Genomic DNA, 16,737 nt, shown 5'->3' with positions numbered 1-16,737 from the left:
ACCTTTGATGCCGTCCGAGCCCAATCCCTATTCTGTTGCTGGAAACGCAGACAACCACGTCGTTGCTGAGGAACCACGAACGTTCCTGGGCGGCCTCCTGGTGTTCATTCGAGTGGCGTTGCTGTCAATCATTTGGATGATCGTGTTTTTCTTTGCGGCGGCGGTCGTGCTCGGCTTTCTGACCGGCATTTACATCTCCGTTCGCTACGCCGGAAGCAACACGCCGGCAGAGCCGAGTGCGTGGATCAGCATCGTGTGGATGCTCGCGCCCCAAGTGATTGGGGTTCTCGGTCTCGTGCTCGGGTTGCTGGGGAAATTGCCTGGGACGCGGCGATGACGTCACTCGTCGACGCGTTGAACGTCGACGTAGTAGGCACCGCAGATCGGTTGTTGCTTGCTGTTGAGCATCCAGGTTTGCATTTCAATAGGACCCGCGGTGAGTTGCGTTCGGAATGTGATTGATTCGTCAGATGAATCCGCCGGGCTGGTTTGATCGAAGTCGCCGATCTTGAGCCGGCCAGACTTGATTGGAAGCGAGACACCAGCGGGAAATGTTCCGTCAGTGACTTGCTTCATCGGAATGGCTTGGTCGAGTTTCAGGCCTGATTCTTTGGGCCAGCGCCGCAGTGCGAACTCATACGTTCCAGGTTGGTCGACGATCAGGTGCCAGACGCCGTTCTTGAGCACGCCGCGGCGGATTTGGACTTGTTGATCAACGAAAATGTCCAGCCATTCGCAAGCGGTCAGCAAGCTGGGGTTTTCTTGTTCGCTGCCGATCACGACGCGTTCCGGCCTCATCACATCGTCTTTGACACCGTCCCACCATGTCGTCAAGTGAGCACGCATCTTGGCGACAATTTCGGGGTGAGCTTGCGCGACGTTGTGGTCTTGGTAAAGGTCGTCTTCCACGTTGTACAAGCGTTTGTTTTCCAGCAGTCGCCACTTCTTCCACATCACGGCAGCACCGTTGCGGCGCGGGATCGCGGGATTGCCTTTGGTGTAGGTGACCTTGAACTGCGGCATGCGACTGTAGTTGATGACCAGCATGCGATCGGCCAACGAATCGGTTTCGCCGCGAAGACGATCGGCAAGACTGATGCCATCCAGCGGTCCGGGCAGGTGTTCGTCGCAATCAGCCAAGTCCGCCAGGGTTGGCAGAAGGTCTTGCACGTGCGTCAGGTCGTCGACCTTTTGAGCGGCGAGTTGGTTGGGCCAACGGATCAGGCAAGGCACACGGTGACCGCCTTCCCAGAGTTGCGTCTTCTTGCCACGCATCCCGGCGTTGAAGTAGTGGTGCCCAAACGTGCTGCCGTTGTCGGTGAGGAACACCAGGATTGTGTTGTCTGCGAGTCCTGATTCATCCAGGAACTGATTCAGCTTTCGCATGTTGTCATCGATGTTCAGTCCCATCGCGAGGAAGCTGATCAGGTCTTCAAGATTGCTGGGCGTGGCGTCGAGCTTTTGCTGAAGTTCTTGCTGGAGTGCTTGGTCCCTGCCGATCATCTGGCGGACTCGATCGCGATACTGATCGGGAACAAACCAAGGCCAATGGGCGGAGTTCAGTGGGATGAAGGCAAAGAAGGGTGAGCCTTGTGAGTTGGATTGCTTGGCCCACTCGATCGCTTCGTCAAAGAACACATCGGTGCAATACCCAGAGTAGGCGACGCGTTGGCCGTTGTGGATGTAGTTGTCATCGAAGTAGTCATTGTCCCAGTGATCGGGGACGCTGTTGATGTGCGAGGAAGGGAACCACAACGCTTCGTCAAAACCTCGGTCTTCGGGCCGGAATGGGTGGTTGTCGCCGAGGTGCCACTTGCCAAAGATTCCGGTTTGGTAGCCAGCGTCTTGGAAGACATCGGCCATCGTTTTCAAATCATGTCGCAGCAGGGTTCGACCGCTGCTGACGTTGATCGCGGCATTGCGGAAGGCGTCCAAGCCGGATAGCAATTGTCCCCGGGTAGGCGTGCACATGGGAGCGACGTGGAAGTCCGTCAACTGAACACTTTGCGATGCCAGTTGATCAATCGCAGGCGTTTGGATGTAAGGGTTGCCGTTGAAGGAGAAGTCGCCGTAGCCCTGGTCATCGGTCATGACCAGAACAATGTTGGGCCGTTCGTCGGGATCTGCTCGGAGGGAGGCTGGGGATAGGAATTGACCAACCAGTGCGGCGCAAACGCAAATCGCGAGTGACGTTGCGCGGAGGCTCACAGGACCCGCGAATGCTCGGGAACGAACGAGCGTTTTCGGTAGACGCGTCGAATTGCCTGGAGGCTGAATCATGTTGAATCTCTTGGGATGAACACGCGCTGGCGTGGGAGGGGATGGCGGGAAGTTGGGTTAGAATGAAGGCATGAAATGCGATCTAGACAGCAGCCTCCCGGAATGGATTGTCGAACATCCTGAAACCACGAAAGTGTTCCAGGCATGGGGGTTGGACACGAGCTGCGCTGGCAAGTCCCTGCGGTATGTCTGCATTCACGCAGGGGTCAGTCCCGCAGAAGTCCTGCAGGAGCTGGAATCGGCCGTCAACACCTCCGAGCTGGATGGCCGCGGTGCTGGCTAGAATCCATCCTCCCGTTGCCCAAAGTTGCCCCGAATTGTACGTCGTTGGCGGGGCGTTTGCGAATGGTTGCTGTCATACCCCCTGTGATGGACCTGATCGGCTTGTCCATCTTGAAGATTGGTTGCGACCAGCCCAGTGGGGACCGCGACGGATTCCTTGAAGAACCCGAATCTCCATTGTTTCGCACCAGCGATCACTCATGGCTTGATTGCCTGTCCCGCATTCGAGCGACAGGCGTGCGTTTTCAAGCGGGTTCGCGATCGAGCAAGCTAGAAAAATCGTTGGGTTTGGGGCTGACGCGAGCTAGAATGGAGGCATGACTCAACCAAAGAATTTGATCAATCGACGTGCTTGTTTGTCGTCACTGGGGTGTTCGGGCATTGGAGTGTTCGCCGCGGCGGGATCGGTGCTGTCGATCGGTCGTGCCATGGGGCAGGACGGTGTGTCGGAAGAACAGCCTGGTGCCGTGTCACAGGCGTCCGTTGCTGCGGCACCAATCGATCTGACAAAACCTCAGACGACCCGCTGGCGTCTGGGCGTGAACATCGACACGCCGGTGACAATCACTTCGGGTCTCGCGACATTTCCCGTGTTCATGGATTGGCCGGAGCAGACTGTTTCCATCGTCAGCCGAACGGTCGAGGGTCGTGTCGGCAATGTCGCGGTTCGCGAACTCGATGGGGCTCGGCAAGTCGTCGTCGCGATTCCCAGGCTGACTTCCAGTGGGAGCATTCAGGTTGAGTTGGAAATGGAGGTTGTTCGACAGCCGATCGTGGCGCCAACGGAGACCGATGACTTGGTCGTTCCATTGCGGATGCCACGTGAGCTGCGAGCGTTCATGGGAAACAGTCCTATGATTGACGCAGGCCATCCGGCGATTCGGGCGTTGTCCCGCGAATTGTCTGCCGACGCGCCGGAGTCGTCTTGGGAGCAGGTGCGGCAGATTTACGATGTGGTTCGTGACAAGGTGCGTTACGAGGAAGGGCCGATTCGGGAAGCGTCTGATGCACTGAAGACGGGCGTCGGTGATTGTGAAGACATGACGAGTCTGTTTGTTGCCTTGTGTCGGAACGCTGGCATTCCCGCGCGGATGGTTTGGATCCCAGGGCATTGCTACCCCGAGTTCTACTTGGAACCGAAGGACGTCAAGGCCGAGCGCGGTGAGTTGGCGGGAACCTGGTACCCGTGTCAGGCGGCTGGGACGGAGCAGTTTGGTGGAATGTTGGAATCGCGTCCGGTGCTGCAAAAGGGCGATCGGTTCCGGGTTCCGGAGCAGCGGACGCCCGTCCGCTATGTCGCCGAATTCTTTCGGTGCGATCGTCAGGGATCCAAGGCCCCGCGAGTCGAGTTTGTCCGCAAGCCCGTTTGAGGGCGGCGTCCTGGAGCAACGATCGAAGTGGCGGTACACTTCTCGGGCCGAGTGAATTGTTTCAAGTCTTGACCCCGTGAGCACATGTCCAACTTGCACGCTGCCCATTACGCCGACGCGATGGTGCGTGTCGATGCACCTCTGATCCGCAATGAAGCCATCGCGGAGAACACGTATCTGCTTCGAGTGGCGGCGCCGGGAATTGCTCGCTCGTTTCGGCCGGGCCAGTTTGTCATGATTCGCATGACAGGGGTGAATGCACCGCTGATCGGTCGCGCATTTGCGATTTACGATGTTCACCCCGGTGCGGATGGCCAGCCAGAATCGATCGATCTGATTTACCTTCGAAAGGGATCGCTGACGGTTCCGTTGTCGGAGGCACCCGTCGGAACGATGGTGACGGTCTGGGGGCCACTCGGAAATGGATTCGACGATCGGCCCTGCGATCGATTGATCATGGCGGTTGGTGGAATCGGCCAGACCCCGATGTTGGCCGCGGGCCGCGACGCGACTGAGCGAGGGTGGGCCAAGAACGTCGAGCTGATCTACGGGGCTCGGCGAGCGTCGTTGTTGGCCGGCGTCGATGATTTCCGAGCGGCTGGATTGGAGGTGACGACTTGCACCGACGATGGATCGGAAGGTCGCACCGCGCGAGTTCCCGATGTGTTGGCGGATCGGTTGGAAGCGATCCAGCAAGAGAGCCCGGACATTCGAGTGCGGGTGATCACCTGCGGACCCGAGATCATGATGGAGAAATCCGCCGAGGTCTGCGAGCGTTTCGGTGTCGATTGCCAGGTTTCGATGGAAACGCCGATGGCGTGCGGGATCGGAATTTGTTTCTCATGCGTGGCCAAGGTCAAGCAAGACGATGGCGAGTGGGATTACAAACGCACCTGCGTGGAAGGTCCGATCTTCGACGCTTGCAAAATCGTTTGGGACTGAATGCGGCCTGAGTTCGCTTCGTTCGTTCAGGCGTTGCGGGAAACTGCCTGCGGCGATGATGCCAGCGGGCGGATGCATTTGTCTTGAGCGAGTGGCGTGAATCAGTCGCTGTAGGCTTGGGCGAGTTTTTGAACAACGTCGGCGACGGTTTGTCGGTACTCGGCTGGTTCTAAAACCTCCGCATCACTGCCGAGAGCCAAGACCTTGGGCAGGAGTTCGCGTGGGTGTGACGCGGGCACGGTGAGGATCGTGTCCGACGCGGGGTCGTCAGGGTCGACGAGTTCCAGTTTCTGCTCGGGGTGCCAGGGGTCTTCGCGAAGGTAGGACGCGGAACGGTTGCCCAACCGGATTTTGACGGGCGTGCTGCTGTCGCCTGAGAAGATTCCGATGCTCTTGCTGAGGAACTCGTTCAGGTTGATCTTGGGGTCCGGTTTGAAGTAGTCGTCCAGGACCGTGGCTTGCGTGAACCGGTCGAGTTTCCAGTTGCGGAGTCGTTCCGATTCATCAGTGACTTCGGGGGCTGCGGCAACGACGTAGATGCTGTTTTGGTGGACCGCCAACCCGTAGGGTTCGATCTGTCGCACGGAGGCTTCGCGGCCAATGGGTTTGTATTTGATTTCAACCACCCGGTGTTCCAGGATCGCGCGGTTGATCGTCTTCAGCATTCCCGATTGGGCTTCGTAGGTTTTGCTGGGCGTGCCGGAGACATAGAGGACTTTTCGGTATCGCTGGTAGTGTTCGTAGACGCCTTCCGGGATCGCTTCTTGGACTTTGTTCCAGAACGTTTCGATGCCGTGCCAGTACTGGGTCCCCATCAGCGGGTAGAGCAGTTCGCGGCCGATCGACAGGGCGATCAGTTCGGTCGCCGAGAAGGCGATCTCGTGGACGGCGGTGTGATTGCGGCCGAGGCGATAGATTCGCCCGCGTTCCAGGACCTCGTTTTGAATGTCGTAGCCCGCGCCCTGAAGTGCCTCGAGGTCACGGCGGACGGTGCGGGTGTGAAGCGTCGATAGCCCGAGATCCAGGATCAGGTCGCCGCGCAGTTCGTCCAGGGTTCGGCCAAAGCGTGAATCTTCGAGGAGTTGCAGAAGCTTGTGTTGGCGGATCAGTTGTTCGTTGCGTGCCACGTCGAAGGTGCCTGGGGCAGATGGTCTAGAGCAAGATGCAGATGGCGTGAGCAGGTTCGGCAGGGGGCCGGTTTGTCAGGGAGTCAAGATCGCTGGAAAGTCGAGATCACTGGAAAGTCAAGATCACCGGGGTGCCGAGGTGCGATCGCGGTGACTACCGAGACTTGCGGTTCGTTTTGGGTGACGAATTGGAGGGTTTTGATGACTTGGACGAAACACGAATTCGCTGCATCGAGATTTCCCCGTCGGCCGTTTTCTCGACTTGGATTTGGGGGCCGGGGCGGCGTCCGCGGCGGGGGCCGGCTTCCAGGGGCGTGAACCGTTTGTTGATCGGTTGCAGCAGTTTGGTCAGGCAGTAGCTGTTGATGCTCAGGCCGAGTTCGGACGCTTCTTGGACGGCAGTGGAGTGCATCGACCGGGGCAGACGAACGGTGATCATTCGTTCGGGTTCGTGCTCCTTGGTCTTGGAGCTGTCTTGGCTGCGGATCGAGGTCATGATCTCCAGCAGTTCCGCGAACTCAGGGCTGGACTCAAAGTGGCGACGTTGAGCTGGATCGGGGAACAGCTTCCAGACGACTCCATCGCAGCCCATCATCTCGCGATAGAAGACGACCCAGCTTCCGGTTTGAGCAAAGACTTCACCAGCCAGTTTCAGGACCATCTGCGGGCGATCCTCGTAAGGCATCTCGGGATCGAACGGCGACAACTTGACGGGGCCGGTCGTTGGCGTGACCGATTTGGCTTGGGCCTTGGTGGCGGAGGTCGCCGTGCCGGTGGACCGAGCCAAGTCGCTGGCGTAAACGGCCGGCTGGGCGTCGCTCTCGACAGCCGGATCCACCGACGTGACCACCGATTTTTCGTTCGCTCGCGAAGTGGAGGCTTGTCGGGTGTCGGTGGAATCAGTGCGGCGGTAAGGCGATGACGTCATGTCGTGAGCGAGAGGGGCTGGAGGTGCACGGGTCGTTTGGGACGTGGTGCCATCCTCCGAGGTGATCAAACGTGCTCGCGGAACCTTTGCTAGCAATTGGACTTACGTCGCTGCTTGGGTGCTGCGCGTTTTTTGTGCACGCCCTGTCCTGGCGGGGGTTCGCGAGGCTGCCTCTTTTTTGAGCACGGGAAAAGTGGTTGAAATGAAAGTGTCCACTTCAAATGGGGCAATGGAATTTTCGAAACAATTTGGTGGAAATGGATTGGCGGTGTCTTGGTCGTTGGGTTCGGGATTGCCATGGGGATGCTCGTTTCGGGGTGGGCGGTGTGAGAGAATTTTGGGAAGCTCTGAAGTTGAAAAGCCGGGATGAACTTCGGCTCAACGGATCCCACACCGAACATCACAAGGAAATGCCCATGGCCAGCGAAGCACTGATCAATCAGCTCAACGAGATTCTCAAGCACGAATGGACCGGGGTCGCTCAGTACTCCCAAGCCTCATTCATCCTGGAAGGCGTTTGGCGAGAAGTTTACGCCGGCAAGTTCTTGGGCGATGCGAAGGAATCCTTCGGGCACGCTCAGTTGGTCGGCGAGAAGATTTCGGCTCTCGGCGGAGTTCCCGTTGCCACTCGCAACGAGATCAAGCAGAGCAAGAACCTGGTCGAAGTGCTCGAGTTCAGTCGGGACTTCGAAGCCAAGGCTGTGGAGATGTACACGCAGGCAATCGAGCTGGCGGAACCACAGCGCAGTTTGGTCGTCTTCCTCGAGGACATCTTGAAGGAAGAGCAAGAAGGCGTCGACGAGTACACGAAACTGCTGCGTGACACGCCCGCTTCGCACTCAGCGATGAGCGGCGAGCCTGTCCGGAAGTCTGGCTGAGCCGACCGTTTTTTTGCCACCGCTTCCGTGGTTACGAAGGCGTCGAGCACTCAGCGGCAATCCTCGTTGGAGGGTTGCCGTTTTTTTTGCGCTCGCAGTCTTGAACCTGTTCGGCTCTGGCTGAAGTCAGTGTTCGTGCGAGGCGTCTGGCGGCGCGAGTTGTCCGCCGTCGCTGCGGAGGAATGTGACCAGTTCTGCGACTTGCGTGGGGGTCAGTGAATTCAGCAGGCCGAGCGGCATGGGGGAAACGGTCGACGGGCTTCTCTGTTCCACTTCTTTTGGGTCCAGGATCACGACGGAATCCGGGTTGGAAAGGTCGGTTTGAATGTGGAGTTGATCCGATTCGCTCGAGACGACGTGTCCCGTGATCACGCGGCCGTCCACGGTCAGGAATCGATCAAAGCGGCCGACATCGTGAAGGTCGATCGATGGTTGCAAGATATGGCGGATCAGTTCCGTGTTGGAATAGCACATTCCGATCCCTCGCAGGTCGGGGCCGGCGGCTCGGCCGTATCCGGCGACACGATGGCAAGCGTCGCAACGCGCGGTCACGAATGCTTCGCGGCCCGAGTTGATCACGGCCGGTGAAGCGGGCGGGATTGAGATCGCGGCCAAAGCTTCCAGCGTGTGTTCTCGGGTTGCGATCGATCGCAGTTCCGCCAGTGGCGCGGAAACTCGGAATGGATCGGAGGTCTTCCAGAATGGGCGAAGGGTGGGAGCGTCGATCGCGTCAAGGATCAGTCCGGCTTGCGTGGCAGAGAGTGGGCGTCGCAAGGCATCGGTGATCGCGCCGAAGGCCTGGAAGCTGCCGACGAGTCCAGCGGATTGCACTGAAGCCAAGGCGACATCGAAGCTCGGATCGTTCGCGGATCGACGGAGCGATTCGATTGCACCGGGAATTAAATTCGGATGCTTGGCGTGGCAGCGACCAAGGTCCAGCACCGCGTCGCAGCGAACAGAGGAATCCGCGGACTCCAGTGCTTGCAGGATCCTGTCCGGCCGAACCAGTTCTGCTCGTTGGTCGCTGGGTTCCGTCTGGCTCGGTTGCGGGTTGGCCGGAGGTGCTTGCGACGATGCAGAGGGGAGGCCGCTCAGAATGGTGAGCAGGGTCACGGCAGCGAGGCGGCTCAGCGGCATCGAATCAAATCAGACTTTGAAATGCAGTGCGTGTTGAGAGTCGATGCAGCGTCCTTCAGGAAGCGATCGGCATCGACAGGGTAACCCGCGGTGGGTTGGAACGGATTGGGGCCGAGCCAGCGGTCTTCAAAGAAGTGATTCAGAAAGGCCATCGCGATTTCGCGAAGGCATTTCGCGTGCAAGGACGACATTGCAACGGGCACAAACGAATCGCCTTTGACGGTGAAGTGCATTCTCAGTTGATGCTTCTCGGTCTCCACATCGTAGACGCTGCAGCGACTGGTTTCATCCACCACGCGAACGATGGCGTCGGGAAAGGTGGCCGCAATGACGCCGGCGTAATAGCGTCGCCCGCCGTGTCGGTCAAAGAAGATCTGCCCGTGCCGGTGGGAGTCCAGTTTTCGCGACTCGATCAGAGAGGCGACCAAGCCCAGGCTGGTCTCACCCAAGAGGTCGCTCTTGTTGGCGGACGCACCGGTGATGGGCGAAGGTTCGCAGAACGCGTTGAAGGCTTTTGCGGTGACCAGTCTCGTTTGCGCGTCGGTGAGCTTCCAGTCGGGCAGCGACCAGGCAGCGACTGCTGGTGAGACGGCGTCTTCCGTCAGCCAGGTGTTGGGCAATTCTTCCAGCCAGTTCCCTGGTGCCAGCATTTCTGCGAGCCACGGGACGGCAGCCACGTCGTTGAGGTCATCGGGGATCAACGTCTGCAAGCGTTCTTGCCAAGTGGATTCAGGGCGGCTCATCGAGCGATGGGCAAAGGAGAGCACCCGGTGCAGATTGCCCAAGGGCGAAGTGTCGCCGCGTCGCTGAGTGCGACTTTGGAAAATGCGTTTGGAGTCGTCGACCCGGATCCGCTGCCCGTTGATCAGCACCGGCGTCTTCATGACCTCCCATGTCGCCGCGAGTGTGTCGTCCCAAGTCGACGATTCGGCGGGGCCTTCCCAGAGTGTCGCGGCGACAACCAGCGGTCCGAGTTTCGGTCCATAGCCGGCTTCGTCAACCGCGATCAGGTACATGCTTGGGATTCAGTTTCCGGTGGTGATTGATAGTTCTCCGCAAAACGGATCATCAGTTCTTCGTTGCTGAGCAGGGCGTCAACAACATCGGATGCCCATTGTTTCCCACGACCTTCCTCGAAGATCTTGCGGACTTTCTTAAGTGGCATGCCGCGACGATAGGGGCGGTCGCTGACCATGGCATCAAACGAATCCGCAACGGCCAGGATTTGTGCCGCACGGGGAATGTTGTCACCGGCCAGTCCGTCTGGGTATCCGCGACCGTCCCAGGATTCATGGTGGTGGCGCACGGCTGGGAGAATGTGCCGGAAGGGGCGAATTCCCTTGAGGATCTCGTAGCCCAGAACGGGGTGTTGTTTGATTTGGTCGAATTCTTCGGCGGTCAAGGCGCCCGGTTTTTTCAGCACTGAATCGTCGATGCCAATCTTGCCGATGTCATGCAAGATGCCGGCCAGTTGCAAGGAGTCCGAATCGTACTGAGACATGCCCAGGCGACGAGACAGGGCAACGGCAAGGTCGGCCACTCGGGAGCTGTGCCCGCAAGTGTAGGCGTCCTTGGCATCCAGTGCGGATGCGAGAGAACGCACCATGCCTTCCAGCATCGATTGCATTTCGATGTACTGGCGTTGGTTGACCAAGTGCATCGACAACATCATCAGGACAGAACGCACCAGGTCGATGTCAACGGTGTTGAATTCAGGTTGATCGAGTGTCCGGATCGCGACCATGCGTCCCAGGTGAGTGCTGCCGCGGTGGATCGGCAAGATCATCAACCGGCAGTTGCTGAGTTGTGGTTCGGCGCTTTGGTTGACGATCGTGATGTCACGGACAATGCCATGAGTCTTGGCGGTGTGTCGCCACGCGGCAGCGATGATCGCTTCTAGGTTCTTGGTGTCGACCGGTTCTCCGATGGCCAATCGTTCCGGTTCATCGTCGACGCATTCCGGATCCGCCGGGCAAAGTTCCACCACTGCGGTTTGCCAGGGAACGCAGACGGAAAGTTGTTTCAGCATGTCGATGCAAATCGCGTTTGCATCGCTTTCCAATTCCAGTTTCGCGGTCAGATCATGGATCAACCGAATCTCTTCGAACTTGTCCGAAAGAGAGATCGAGAGTTGTTCGATGTCGTTGACGAGTGTTTGGTTGACCCGCTCCATCGCATCGTGAGGATTGGCACTGACGTTGTTCGCTTCTTCAGCAGCTCGTTCGGCAACACAGATCCCAGCCAACACGCTGGCGTGCAGCGGGTCGATGTCGGTGTTCGATGTGGTGAAGGAAGCGGTCATGCAAAACCGTACCACTTCGATGACACTTGGCAGGCAATCAATCGGTTTTGCTTGTGGTGGTCGACAGTCCCCCCCGTTCGTTTATTCCGACTGTAGCAATTAGTCTTTGTCGTCGACGTCTCGCTCGATACTGCGACGCTCATTCTTAAGCGCTAAACTGACTCGTTGCAGGAGTTCACGTTCGTCGTCGGCCAGTGAATCGACTCCGTCCCGGTGCAGTCGCTGGAGAATCTCATCGACGCGAGACGCATCATCCGCTTCGCGGTGCTCTCTTGCCATGGCTTCCCGCAGGCGTTGTTGCTGTGCGGCGTCTTGGCGGCGGACTTGGTATCGCCGCCAGCTTGCCATTGGCCCAAACTGGCCTCGAAATCGACCGATGGGGTTTTGCTCGCCGACCTCGGTGTACTCGGCTCTCCGGACGATCGATTCGTAGATGGCGGTTAAGTCTGACGATCCAGCGGAGGTGAACAGCCAAAGGGACAGGGCAACGACACCGGCCACGGCTGGCCAGGCCAGTCCACCCGCCTGCGAGATCACACCGCTGGAATGCAGCAGCACGTTGCCGCCGATGAGTGTCAGCAACGCCATTGCGATCACCCAGGCACGCATCGCACGAAGGCATGCTCGTGGGTCTTGTTGGGGGCCACCACCGAACAATGCGAAAACCAATGCCCAGCCGACTCGTCCGAGCGACTGAGGCAAGGGAAGCAGATTCCAAATGCCTTGCAAGCACCACAGCCAGGCTGCCGCAGCCCAAGGGTCGTCCAGCCAGACGATCGGACCGCCACTTCGCGGTGCGTCCATCGTGAGGAAGGAAACACCGATCAGTGACAATGACCCGAGTCCAAGTGCCAGCATGCAGAGTGACCAAATCATCAACACGCCGGACACTGAGATCCCATGTGGGCGTTGCGTGGGAGCGGTCCAGACGCCTCCCGCCGTGACGATGCAACCACCGCGGTGGACTTTCGCGATTCGTTGGTGCCCGACCGCGATTCCAGTTTGCACCATCAGGCCGAGAGCCCAAGACCCGATCAGCCAGCCCATCCACTGGGCAGCCGGCGCCCAGCTGGAAGCGGACGCGTTGTCAGACAGGTGCGCGGAAACACCAAAGGCGATCGCGGCGAACAGGCCCAGTGGCAACGACATCGCGACGGAGATTTCCACGCCAGCGATTCGCAGGGCTGACCAACGGATGGAGCGACCGAAGCACATGGATTGCTCGATCGCTTCTTGATCGCGCAGCAACGCTGCAGAGGAGTGATCGCCGGGGTGCACCGGAGTCATGGCAAGTACGAGAAGAACTGTGGAGCGAACCGAGGGGCAATCACGACGCGGAACTGTCAGATCGCTTGCGTTTGATCATCGTCAGTTCATTGCCAACTTCATTGTGATGGATTTCGTCCATGAAGGCACTGATCAGTAACAGCCCACGTCCACCAATCGATTCCAGGTTGGCGGGATCGGTGGGATCAGGCAGCGCCGAGACATCATAACCGGGGCCTTGGTCGCGGATGACGAACACGGCTTGGCTGCGTGTGGCGGTCAGCGTCACATAGGTTCGACGTTCGTCGAACGGAGGTAGTTCGCGGTGTCGCCGAATCTTTTCTTGGTAGGCCTCGCCATTGTCAACTTCGCGAAGCGCGGATTCGACTTCCAAGTTGCCATGGATCATCGCGTTGAGGATGGCTTCATCGAGAGCCATCGCGATTTGGGTCCAGGTCATTTCGTCGAACAGGTGCAGTTGTGCAAGTTCCTGTTCCAGTCTCGCGATCACGGCGGGAACCAACTGCTCGTGGCTGGGAAGCACCAGTTCCAACTTGATTCTGGAGACGCATTGATCGATGTCGGTCGCTTGCGATGCCGAGCGGCTGACCTTGAGGACTTGTTCGACCGTGTCGACCAGGCCTTCCGCTGCCAGGTGCAAGGGGATGTAGGTGGCGGCGCCTCGCATCAGTGCTTCGCCGGCGACCGGTTCAGCACCCTCTCGCGTGATCAGGATGATCGGAACACGGGGAGCGACCTCACGCAGTTTTTCAACCCAGCGAATCGCAGCGGTGCCAGCGTCACTGGACGGAGAGCTCGATTCCGGCGAGTTAAAACTGGATGATTTACACTGCGGAAGTTCCGTGATGATCAAATCGAACGAGGCGACTTCCAGCTCTTGGAGGGACTGGTCGCAGGACGCAACTGCAATCACTTCACGAGAATCGTCGTTCAGGATGCGCACCAATTCATTGCGCGCAACAGCCTCGGATTCGACAATCAGAACGCGATCACTCACGGGCGGTCCTCCGCGGCAGACGAACAGTCACTGGGACGGGTGCCACTCACCCGCCGACAGATACTGTAGGTCGGCGTCTCGGGTGATGAAACCACCCGAGATAGGACGCAGGTTGTGATCGCTTGGTTCTCAGTGGTCCGCGTAGACCATCGTGGACTCTTCTTTGGTGACGGGTTTGGGCGACTGATCGCTGGTCACAATGGCTTTCACCAAGTGCGTGTCGGCAGTCACCCCGCGAACACGAATGCGGTAGGTCCGTTCGGACCCGGCCGGCATTTCTTGCTCAGGTGCGAAGACCATTCCGCCTTGTCCGTCAGGGCGGACTTCCGCGTCGGAGCCCAGCACTTCCATGCCAGGTGGGACCATCAAGCGGACTTGGACGTTCGAGTCGTTTCGCGAACCCGAGTTTTGCAATCGGATTTCGTAGGTGGTTTCGGCCCCTTGTTCGATGGGGTCAGCCAAGTCCGAAATGCTGAAGCTGAGTTCCGATTGTGATTCGACTCGGACGGTGCTTTCGCTGGTGGCTCTTGAGTTGAGGTCCGCCGTGGCTTCCAGCTGAATGGCTTGTTCGCCCTCTTCAACCGGCAGCAAGGTCAACGGCACCTTGGCTGGTTTCCCAGGTGGCAATGAGGCGACTGACCATAGGACGGCGTGGCGGTTGGGATCGTAGTACCCTGCGTTTTCCGTGCTGACGAACGTGAAGCCGCGATCCAAGCGAGCGATGATCTCGACGTTGGTAGCGGGGGCGGTGCCACGGTTGATCAGCTCCACTTCGTAGGTCGCTTGGCGTTCCAGGAAACGTAGTCCAGGACCGGTCAAGCGGATGTCGATTTCAGGGGCGACCACTTCGACTTCCACAGTGTGGCTGGTGGGTTCCGCGTCGTCGGACACCAAGTGCACGGTGTTGCGGATGAGTCCTGGCTCGACGGCACGCATTCGCAAGACTTCACGTCGGACTTCGCCGGGACGCAGGGTGCTCAGGAAAGAATCCAGTTCCCGGCCGCCGGGGTGGTCCATGCCTTCGGGAACATCTTCGCGAAGGACCACGTTGGTGGCCGCACCCGAGCCGACGTTGGAAACTTCCAGTTCGATTTCGAGTTGTTGGCCGATCAAGACCTTGGCGGGTGCGTGCTGAGTCACCTTGAGTTCAGGACGCGTGCTTCGCGTTCGCACGGAGGCGGCGGCTTCGAAAGTCACACGAGCGATGCTGCCCAACTCGCCTTCTTCGACGGGGGTCAGGTTCATCGTGATGATGCGTTGTTCGCCCGCGGGCAACGAACCGAGTTCCCACGTCAAGGCGTCGCCTTGCATCACTGGGTTGCCCGATGCGTCATTGAATCGCATGCCTGCTGGTATGGTGTCATGGACGCGGACGCCGAGGGCTTCTGCCGTGCCGACATTTTGAACGTTGAGTTTGAACGTGGCGGGTTGTCCGACTTTGACTTCCGGTGGTGCTTCTTTGTGAATCACAATGCTGGGCGTTTGCATGCCTTCCAGGCGTCGTTCGCCAGGCATGGAAAACGCCGTGGGCTGAGCCGCGATTGACTGGTTGCCGCCATATCCATTGTTGGCTCCGGGAGCCGCGTAACCAGCACCAGGCAGTTCGCGTTGGCTGGCAAAGCGGGTCGATGCCGCCGGTGACGGGTTGTTGTAGCCAGGGGCTGTGTTGTTGGTGTTGGCTCCATAAGCCGATGCGTTGGAGGAACCAAATTGATCGGCTGAGCCGAATTGATCGGAAGTGCCAGGTTGGTTGCTACCAGCGTACGGTTGGTCGGCACCTGCGAATTGGTCGGGGGCACCGTAGGCAGTGGGAGCCGGAGCTGAACGCAGGCCGTTGGAGCTCATTGGTTCAGGTTGGCCGAACTGATTGGGTTGGTCGTATCCCATGTCGCTTGGGCCGTTGTGGTTCATCCCGCCAAACGTGGCGTCAGCGGGTGGTTCCATGTTGGCCGCCGCTTGGGATTGAGGGGCTGGCAAGTTTGGCAGGGAGTCATCGGGCATCTGCATGGGCTCAGGCATCCGCATGTCATTGGCGGGGATGTCGGAAGGAGCTTCGTTTGCAAAGCCGCCAGCGGCAGGGGGGCCAATTGGCTGATTGGGGGCATTGCCACCGGCTTGGGGATCGGCGGGCATGTCGCCGAACGACATGCCTTGCATGTTCATCGCGGGGCCAGCGTCTTGTGGTTGTTCAGGCGTCGTCATCGACACGCTCATGTCGGGCATTCCAAATCCGCCCGGCATCGACAGGTCGGCCTCTGGCATCGCCAGATTGGCTTCCGGCATTGAGCCGGCTGAAGCGTCTTCGGGTTGATCCATCGGTGGCATGCCCATTCCGATCGAAGCGGGCATCTCCATCGCAGACATGGTCATGCTGGGACCGGCGTCTTGCGGTTCGCTGGATTGCGTCGCGGGTTCAGGCATCGAGAGCGGTGTGGGGCCAGCGGCCGGTTCGTTGTGGCTGGCCATTTCAACGGGTTGTGAGACGAACGTTTCGTCCGAGTAACCCGTTTGCTGAATGGTTCCTGGATCCGACGAATCGTCGTAGGCGCCCAGGAAGTTCATGGGCCCGCCGTCGTCGGTGGTGGGCATCGAAATCGGAGATGGCATCTCGGATTGCCAGCGAGGCGCATCCAAGGCTGGCACGTTTTGATCGGCCAGGTCGGTGTCGCGAGGGAGTTCACTTTGTTGCGCTTGTGCGGCAGCAAAAGCCCCAAGAAGAATCGTTGCGACTCCGCCGGAGAGGCGGTAGCCAATTCGTTTGCCGAAAATTTCCATCGTTCGCATTCCTTTGCGTGTCTTTCGCTTCATCCTGGCGAAAGTCTGGTTCCAGGCTTGACGGGGTATCAAAACCATCTGCCATGAAACAAGCCCAGAATTGGAAGACGCGACGGTTATAGGAGCAAATTCCGAATTCGTGTGCGATGAACCACAACGGAAGCACGCGGGGAACTCCGTTCGCTGCGGTAACCGTGGGCTAGCGCTGGGCTGTCAAAAGGTTGGTATTGACACGGAAAATGCGACGTTGATTTTTGTTCTGTCCTACGCCCCAACGGGGCAGCTCTAAGATAGCCCCAGGCATCGCCTGGGGTTTCGTTACGGAGATTCCGACACCAGCCCCAACGGGGCGGCCCTAAGAAAGACTCCCCAAAACCCGCTAGGACCGCCCCCGTTGGGGCTTTGTAATCTTGGTCCCGCCACAACCCAGGG

General features: G+C 58.9%; 14 protein-coding genes. 5 read left to right on the top strand and 9 right to left on the bottom strand.

Translation table 11 applies throughout. The annotated features are described in order from the left end of the window. Positions 1-7 precede the first annotated feature (7 nt). Positions 8-337 (top strand): hypothetical protein, encoded by a 330-nt coding sequence (locus tag RISK_RS25865; RefSeq protein WP_047817232.1) that lies wholly within the window; start codon positions 8-10, stop codon positions 335-337. Between the two features lie 2 nt (positions 338-339). Here RISK_RS25865 and RISK_RS25860 read toward each other — a convergent pair whose 3' ends face one another. Continuing rightward, positions 340-2,208, bottom strand: coding sequence for an arylsulfatase (locus RISK_RS25860; RefSeq protein ID WP_053061312.1), 1,869 nt, complete (start codon positions 2,206-2,208; stop codon positions 340-342). 142 nt (positions 2,209-2,350) lie between these two features. On the opposite strand from RISK_RS25860, the gene RISK_RS25855 reads away from it, so the two are divergent. From RISK_RS25855 to RISK_RS25840, 3 genes are all read left to right on the top strand, one after another. Next, positions 2,351-2,563 (top strand): DUF542 domain-containing protein, encoded by a 213-nt coding sequence (locus RISK_RS25855; RefSeq protein WP_047817231.1) that lies wholly within the window; start codon positions 2,351-2,353, stop codon positions 2,561-2,563. Positions 2,564-2,879: 316 nt separating this feature from the next. Next, positions 2,880-3,932: a transglutaminase-like domain-containing protein gene (locus RISK_RS25845; RefSeq protein WP_047817229.1), complete on the top strand. Its 1,053-nt coding sequence runs from the start codon at positions 2,880-2,882 to the stop codon at positions 3,930-3,932. An 84-nt stretch (positions 3,933-4,016) separates the two neighbouring features. Next, positions 4,017-4,874 carry a dihydroorotate dehydrogenase electron transfer subunit gene (locus RISK_RS25840; protein WP_047817228.1) on the top strand — a complete coding sequence of 286 codons (858 nt, stop codon included), beginning with the start codon at positions 4,017-4,019 and terminating at the stop codon, positions 4,872-4,874. A gap of 101 nt (positions 4,875-4,975) precedes the next feature. Here the strand turns inward: RISK_RS25840 and RISK_RS25835 are convergent, their stop codons facing one another. After that, positions 4,976-6,001 (bottom strand): helix-turn-helix transcriptional regulator, encoded by a 1,026-nt coding sequence (locus tag RISK_RS25835; protein ID WP_047817227.1) that lies wholly within the window; start codon positions 5,999-6,001, stop codon positions 4,976-4,978. Positions 6,002-6,155: 154 nt separating this feature from the next. Continuing rightward, complete coding sequence (locus tag RISK_RS25830) at positions 6,156-6,929, bottom strand: hypothetical protein (protein ID WP_047817260.1); 774 nt, start codon at positions 6,927-6,929, stop codon at positions 6,156-6,158. A gap of 416 nt (positions 6,930-7,345) precedes the next feature. Between RISK_RS25830 and RISK_RS25825 the strand changes: the two genes are divergently transcribed. Continuing rightward, positions 7,346-7,807, top strand: coding sequence for a ferritin-like domain-containing protein (locus RISK_RS25825; RefSeq protein ID WP_047817259.1), 462 nt, complete (start codon positions 7,346-7,348; stop codon positions 7,805-7,807). 126 nt (positions 7,808-7,933) lie between these two features. Here RISK_RS25825 and RISK_RS25820 read toward each other — a convergent pair whose 3' ends face one another. The 6 genes from RISK_RS25820 to RISK_RS25795 all read right to left on the bottom strand — a co-directional run bounded on the left by RISK_RS25820 (position 7,934) and on the right by RISK_RS25795 (position 16,338). After that, entirely contained in the window at positions 7,934-8,944 is a 1,011-nt protein-coding gene (locus RISK_RS25820; RefSeq protein WP_047817226.1) for a c-type cytochrome, read from the bottom strand. Continuing rightward, entirely contained in the window at positions 8,935-9,960 is a 1,026-nt protein-coding gene (locus RISK_RS25815) for a ribonuclease H family protein (RefSeq protein ID WP_047817225.1), read from the bottom strand. The genes RISK_RS25820 and RISK_RS25815 overlap by 10 nt, the downstream gene beginning before the upstream one ends. Then, positions 9,951-11,246, bottom strand: coding sequence for an HD-GYP domain-containing protein (locus tag RISK_RS25810; protein ID WP_047817224.1), 1,296 nt, complete (start codon positions 11,244-11,246; stop codon positions 9,951-9,953). Before RISK_RS25810 ends, RISK_RS25815 begins: the two co-directional genes overlap by 10 nt. A gap of 99 nt (positions 11,247-11,345) precedes the next feature. Further along, the gene (locus RISK_RS25805; protein ID WP_047817223.1) at positions 11,346-12,533 is read right to left on the bottom strand and encodes an AAA family ATPase; all 1,188 of its coding nucleotides are present in this window, start codon (positions 12,531-12,533) and stop codon (positions 11,346-11,348) included. Between the two features lie 40 nt (positions 12,534-12,573). Further along, the gene (locus tag RISK_RS25800) at positions 12,574-13,530 is read right to left on the bottom strand and encodes an ATP-binding response regulator (RefSeq protein ID WP_047817222.1); all 957 of its coding nucleotides are present in this window, start codon (positions 13,528-13,530) and stop codon (positions 12,574-12,576) included. A gap of 129 nt (positions 13,531-13,659) precedes the next feature. Continuing rightward, on the bottom strand, positions 13,660-16,338 hold the full coding sequence (locus RISK_RS25795) for a COG1361 S-layer family protein (protein ID WP_047817258.1): 2,679 nt from the start codon (positions 16,336-16,338) through the stop codon (positions 13,660-13,662). Positions 16,339-16,737 lie beyond the last annotated feature (399 nt).

Origin of the sequence: Rhodopirellula islandica, assembly GCF_001027925.1 — a bacterium.
Classification (GTDB): Bacteria; Planctomycetota; Planctomycetia; order Pirellulales; family Pirellulaceae; genus Rhodopirellula; species Rhodopirellula islandica.
This window is presented reverse-complemented; position numbering and strand designations above follow the sequence as displayed.

What these genes read in the sequence shown, in the direction of transcription:
- RISK_RS25805 (WP_047817223.1), bottom strand. Translation starts at nt 12,533, where the DNA reads ATGACTCCGGTGCACCCCGGCGATCACTCCTCTGCAGCGTTGCTGCGC.
- RISK_RS25840 (WP_047817228.1), top strand. Translation starts at nt 4,017, where the DNA reads ATGTCCAACTTGCACGCTGCCCATTACGCCGACGCGATGGTGCGTGTC.
- RISK_RS25795 (WP_047817258.1), bottom strand. Translation starts at nt 16,338, where the DNA reads ATGAAGCGAAAGACACGCAAAGGAATGCGAACGATGGAAATTTTCGGC.
- RISK_RS25845 (WP_047817229.1), top strand. Translation starts at nt 2,880, where the DNA reads ATGACTCAACCAAAGAATTTGATCAATCGACGTGCTTGTTTGTCGTCA.
- RISK_RS25815 (WP_047817225.1), bottom strand. Translation starts at nt 9,960, where the DNA reads ATGTACCTGATCGCGGTTGACGAAGCCGGCTATGGACCGAAACTCGGA.
- RISK_RS25820 (WP_047817226.1), bottom strand. Translation starts at nt 8,944, where the DNA reads ATGCCGCTGAGCCGCCTCGCTGCCGTGACCCTGCTCACCATTCTGAGC.
- RISK_RS25810 (WP_047817224.1), bottom strand. Translation starts at nt 11,246, where the DNA reads ATGACCGCTTCCTTCACCACATCGAACACCGACATCGACCCGCTGCAC.
- RISK_RS25830 (WP_047817260.1), bottom strand. Translation starts at nt 6,929, where the DNA reads ATGACGTCATCGCCTTACCGCCGCACTGATTCCACCGACACCCGACAA.
- RISK_RS25825 (WP_047817259.1), top strand. Translation starts at nt 7,346, where the DNA reads ATGGCCAGCGAAGCACTGATCAATCAGCTCAACGAGATTCTCAAGCAC.
- RISK_RS25855 (WP_047817231.1), top strand. Translation starts at nt 2,351, where the DNA reads ATGAAATGCGATCTAGACAGCAGCCTCCCGGAATGGATTGTCGAACAT.
- RISK_RS25865 (WP_047817232.1), top strand. Translation starts at nt 8, where the DNA reads ATGCCGTCCGAGCCCAATCCCTATTCTGTTGCTGGAAACGCAGACAAC.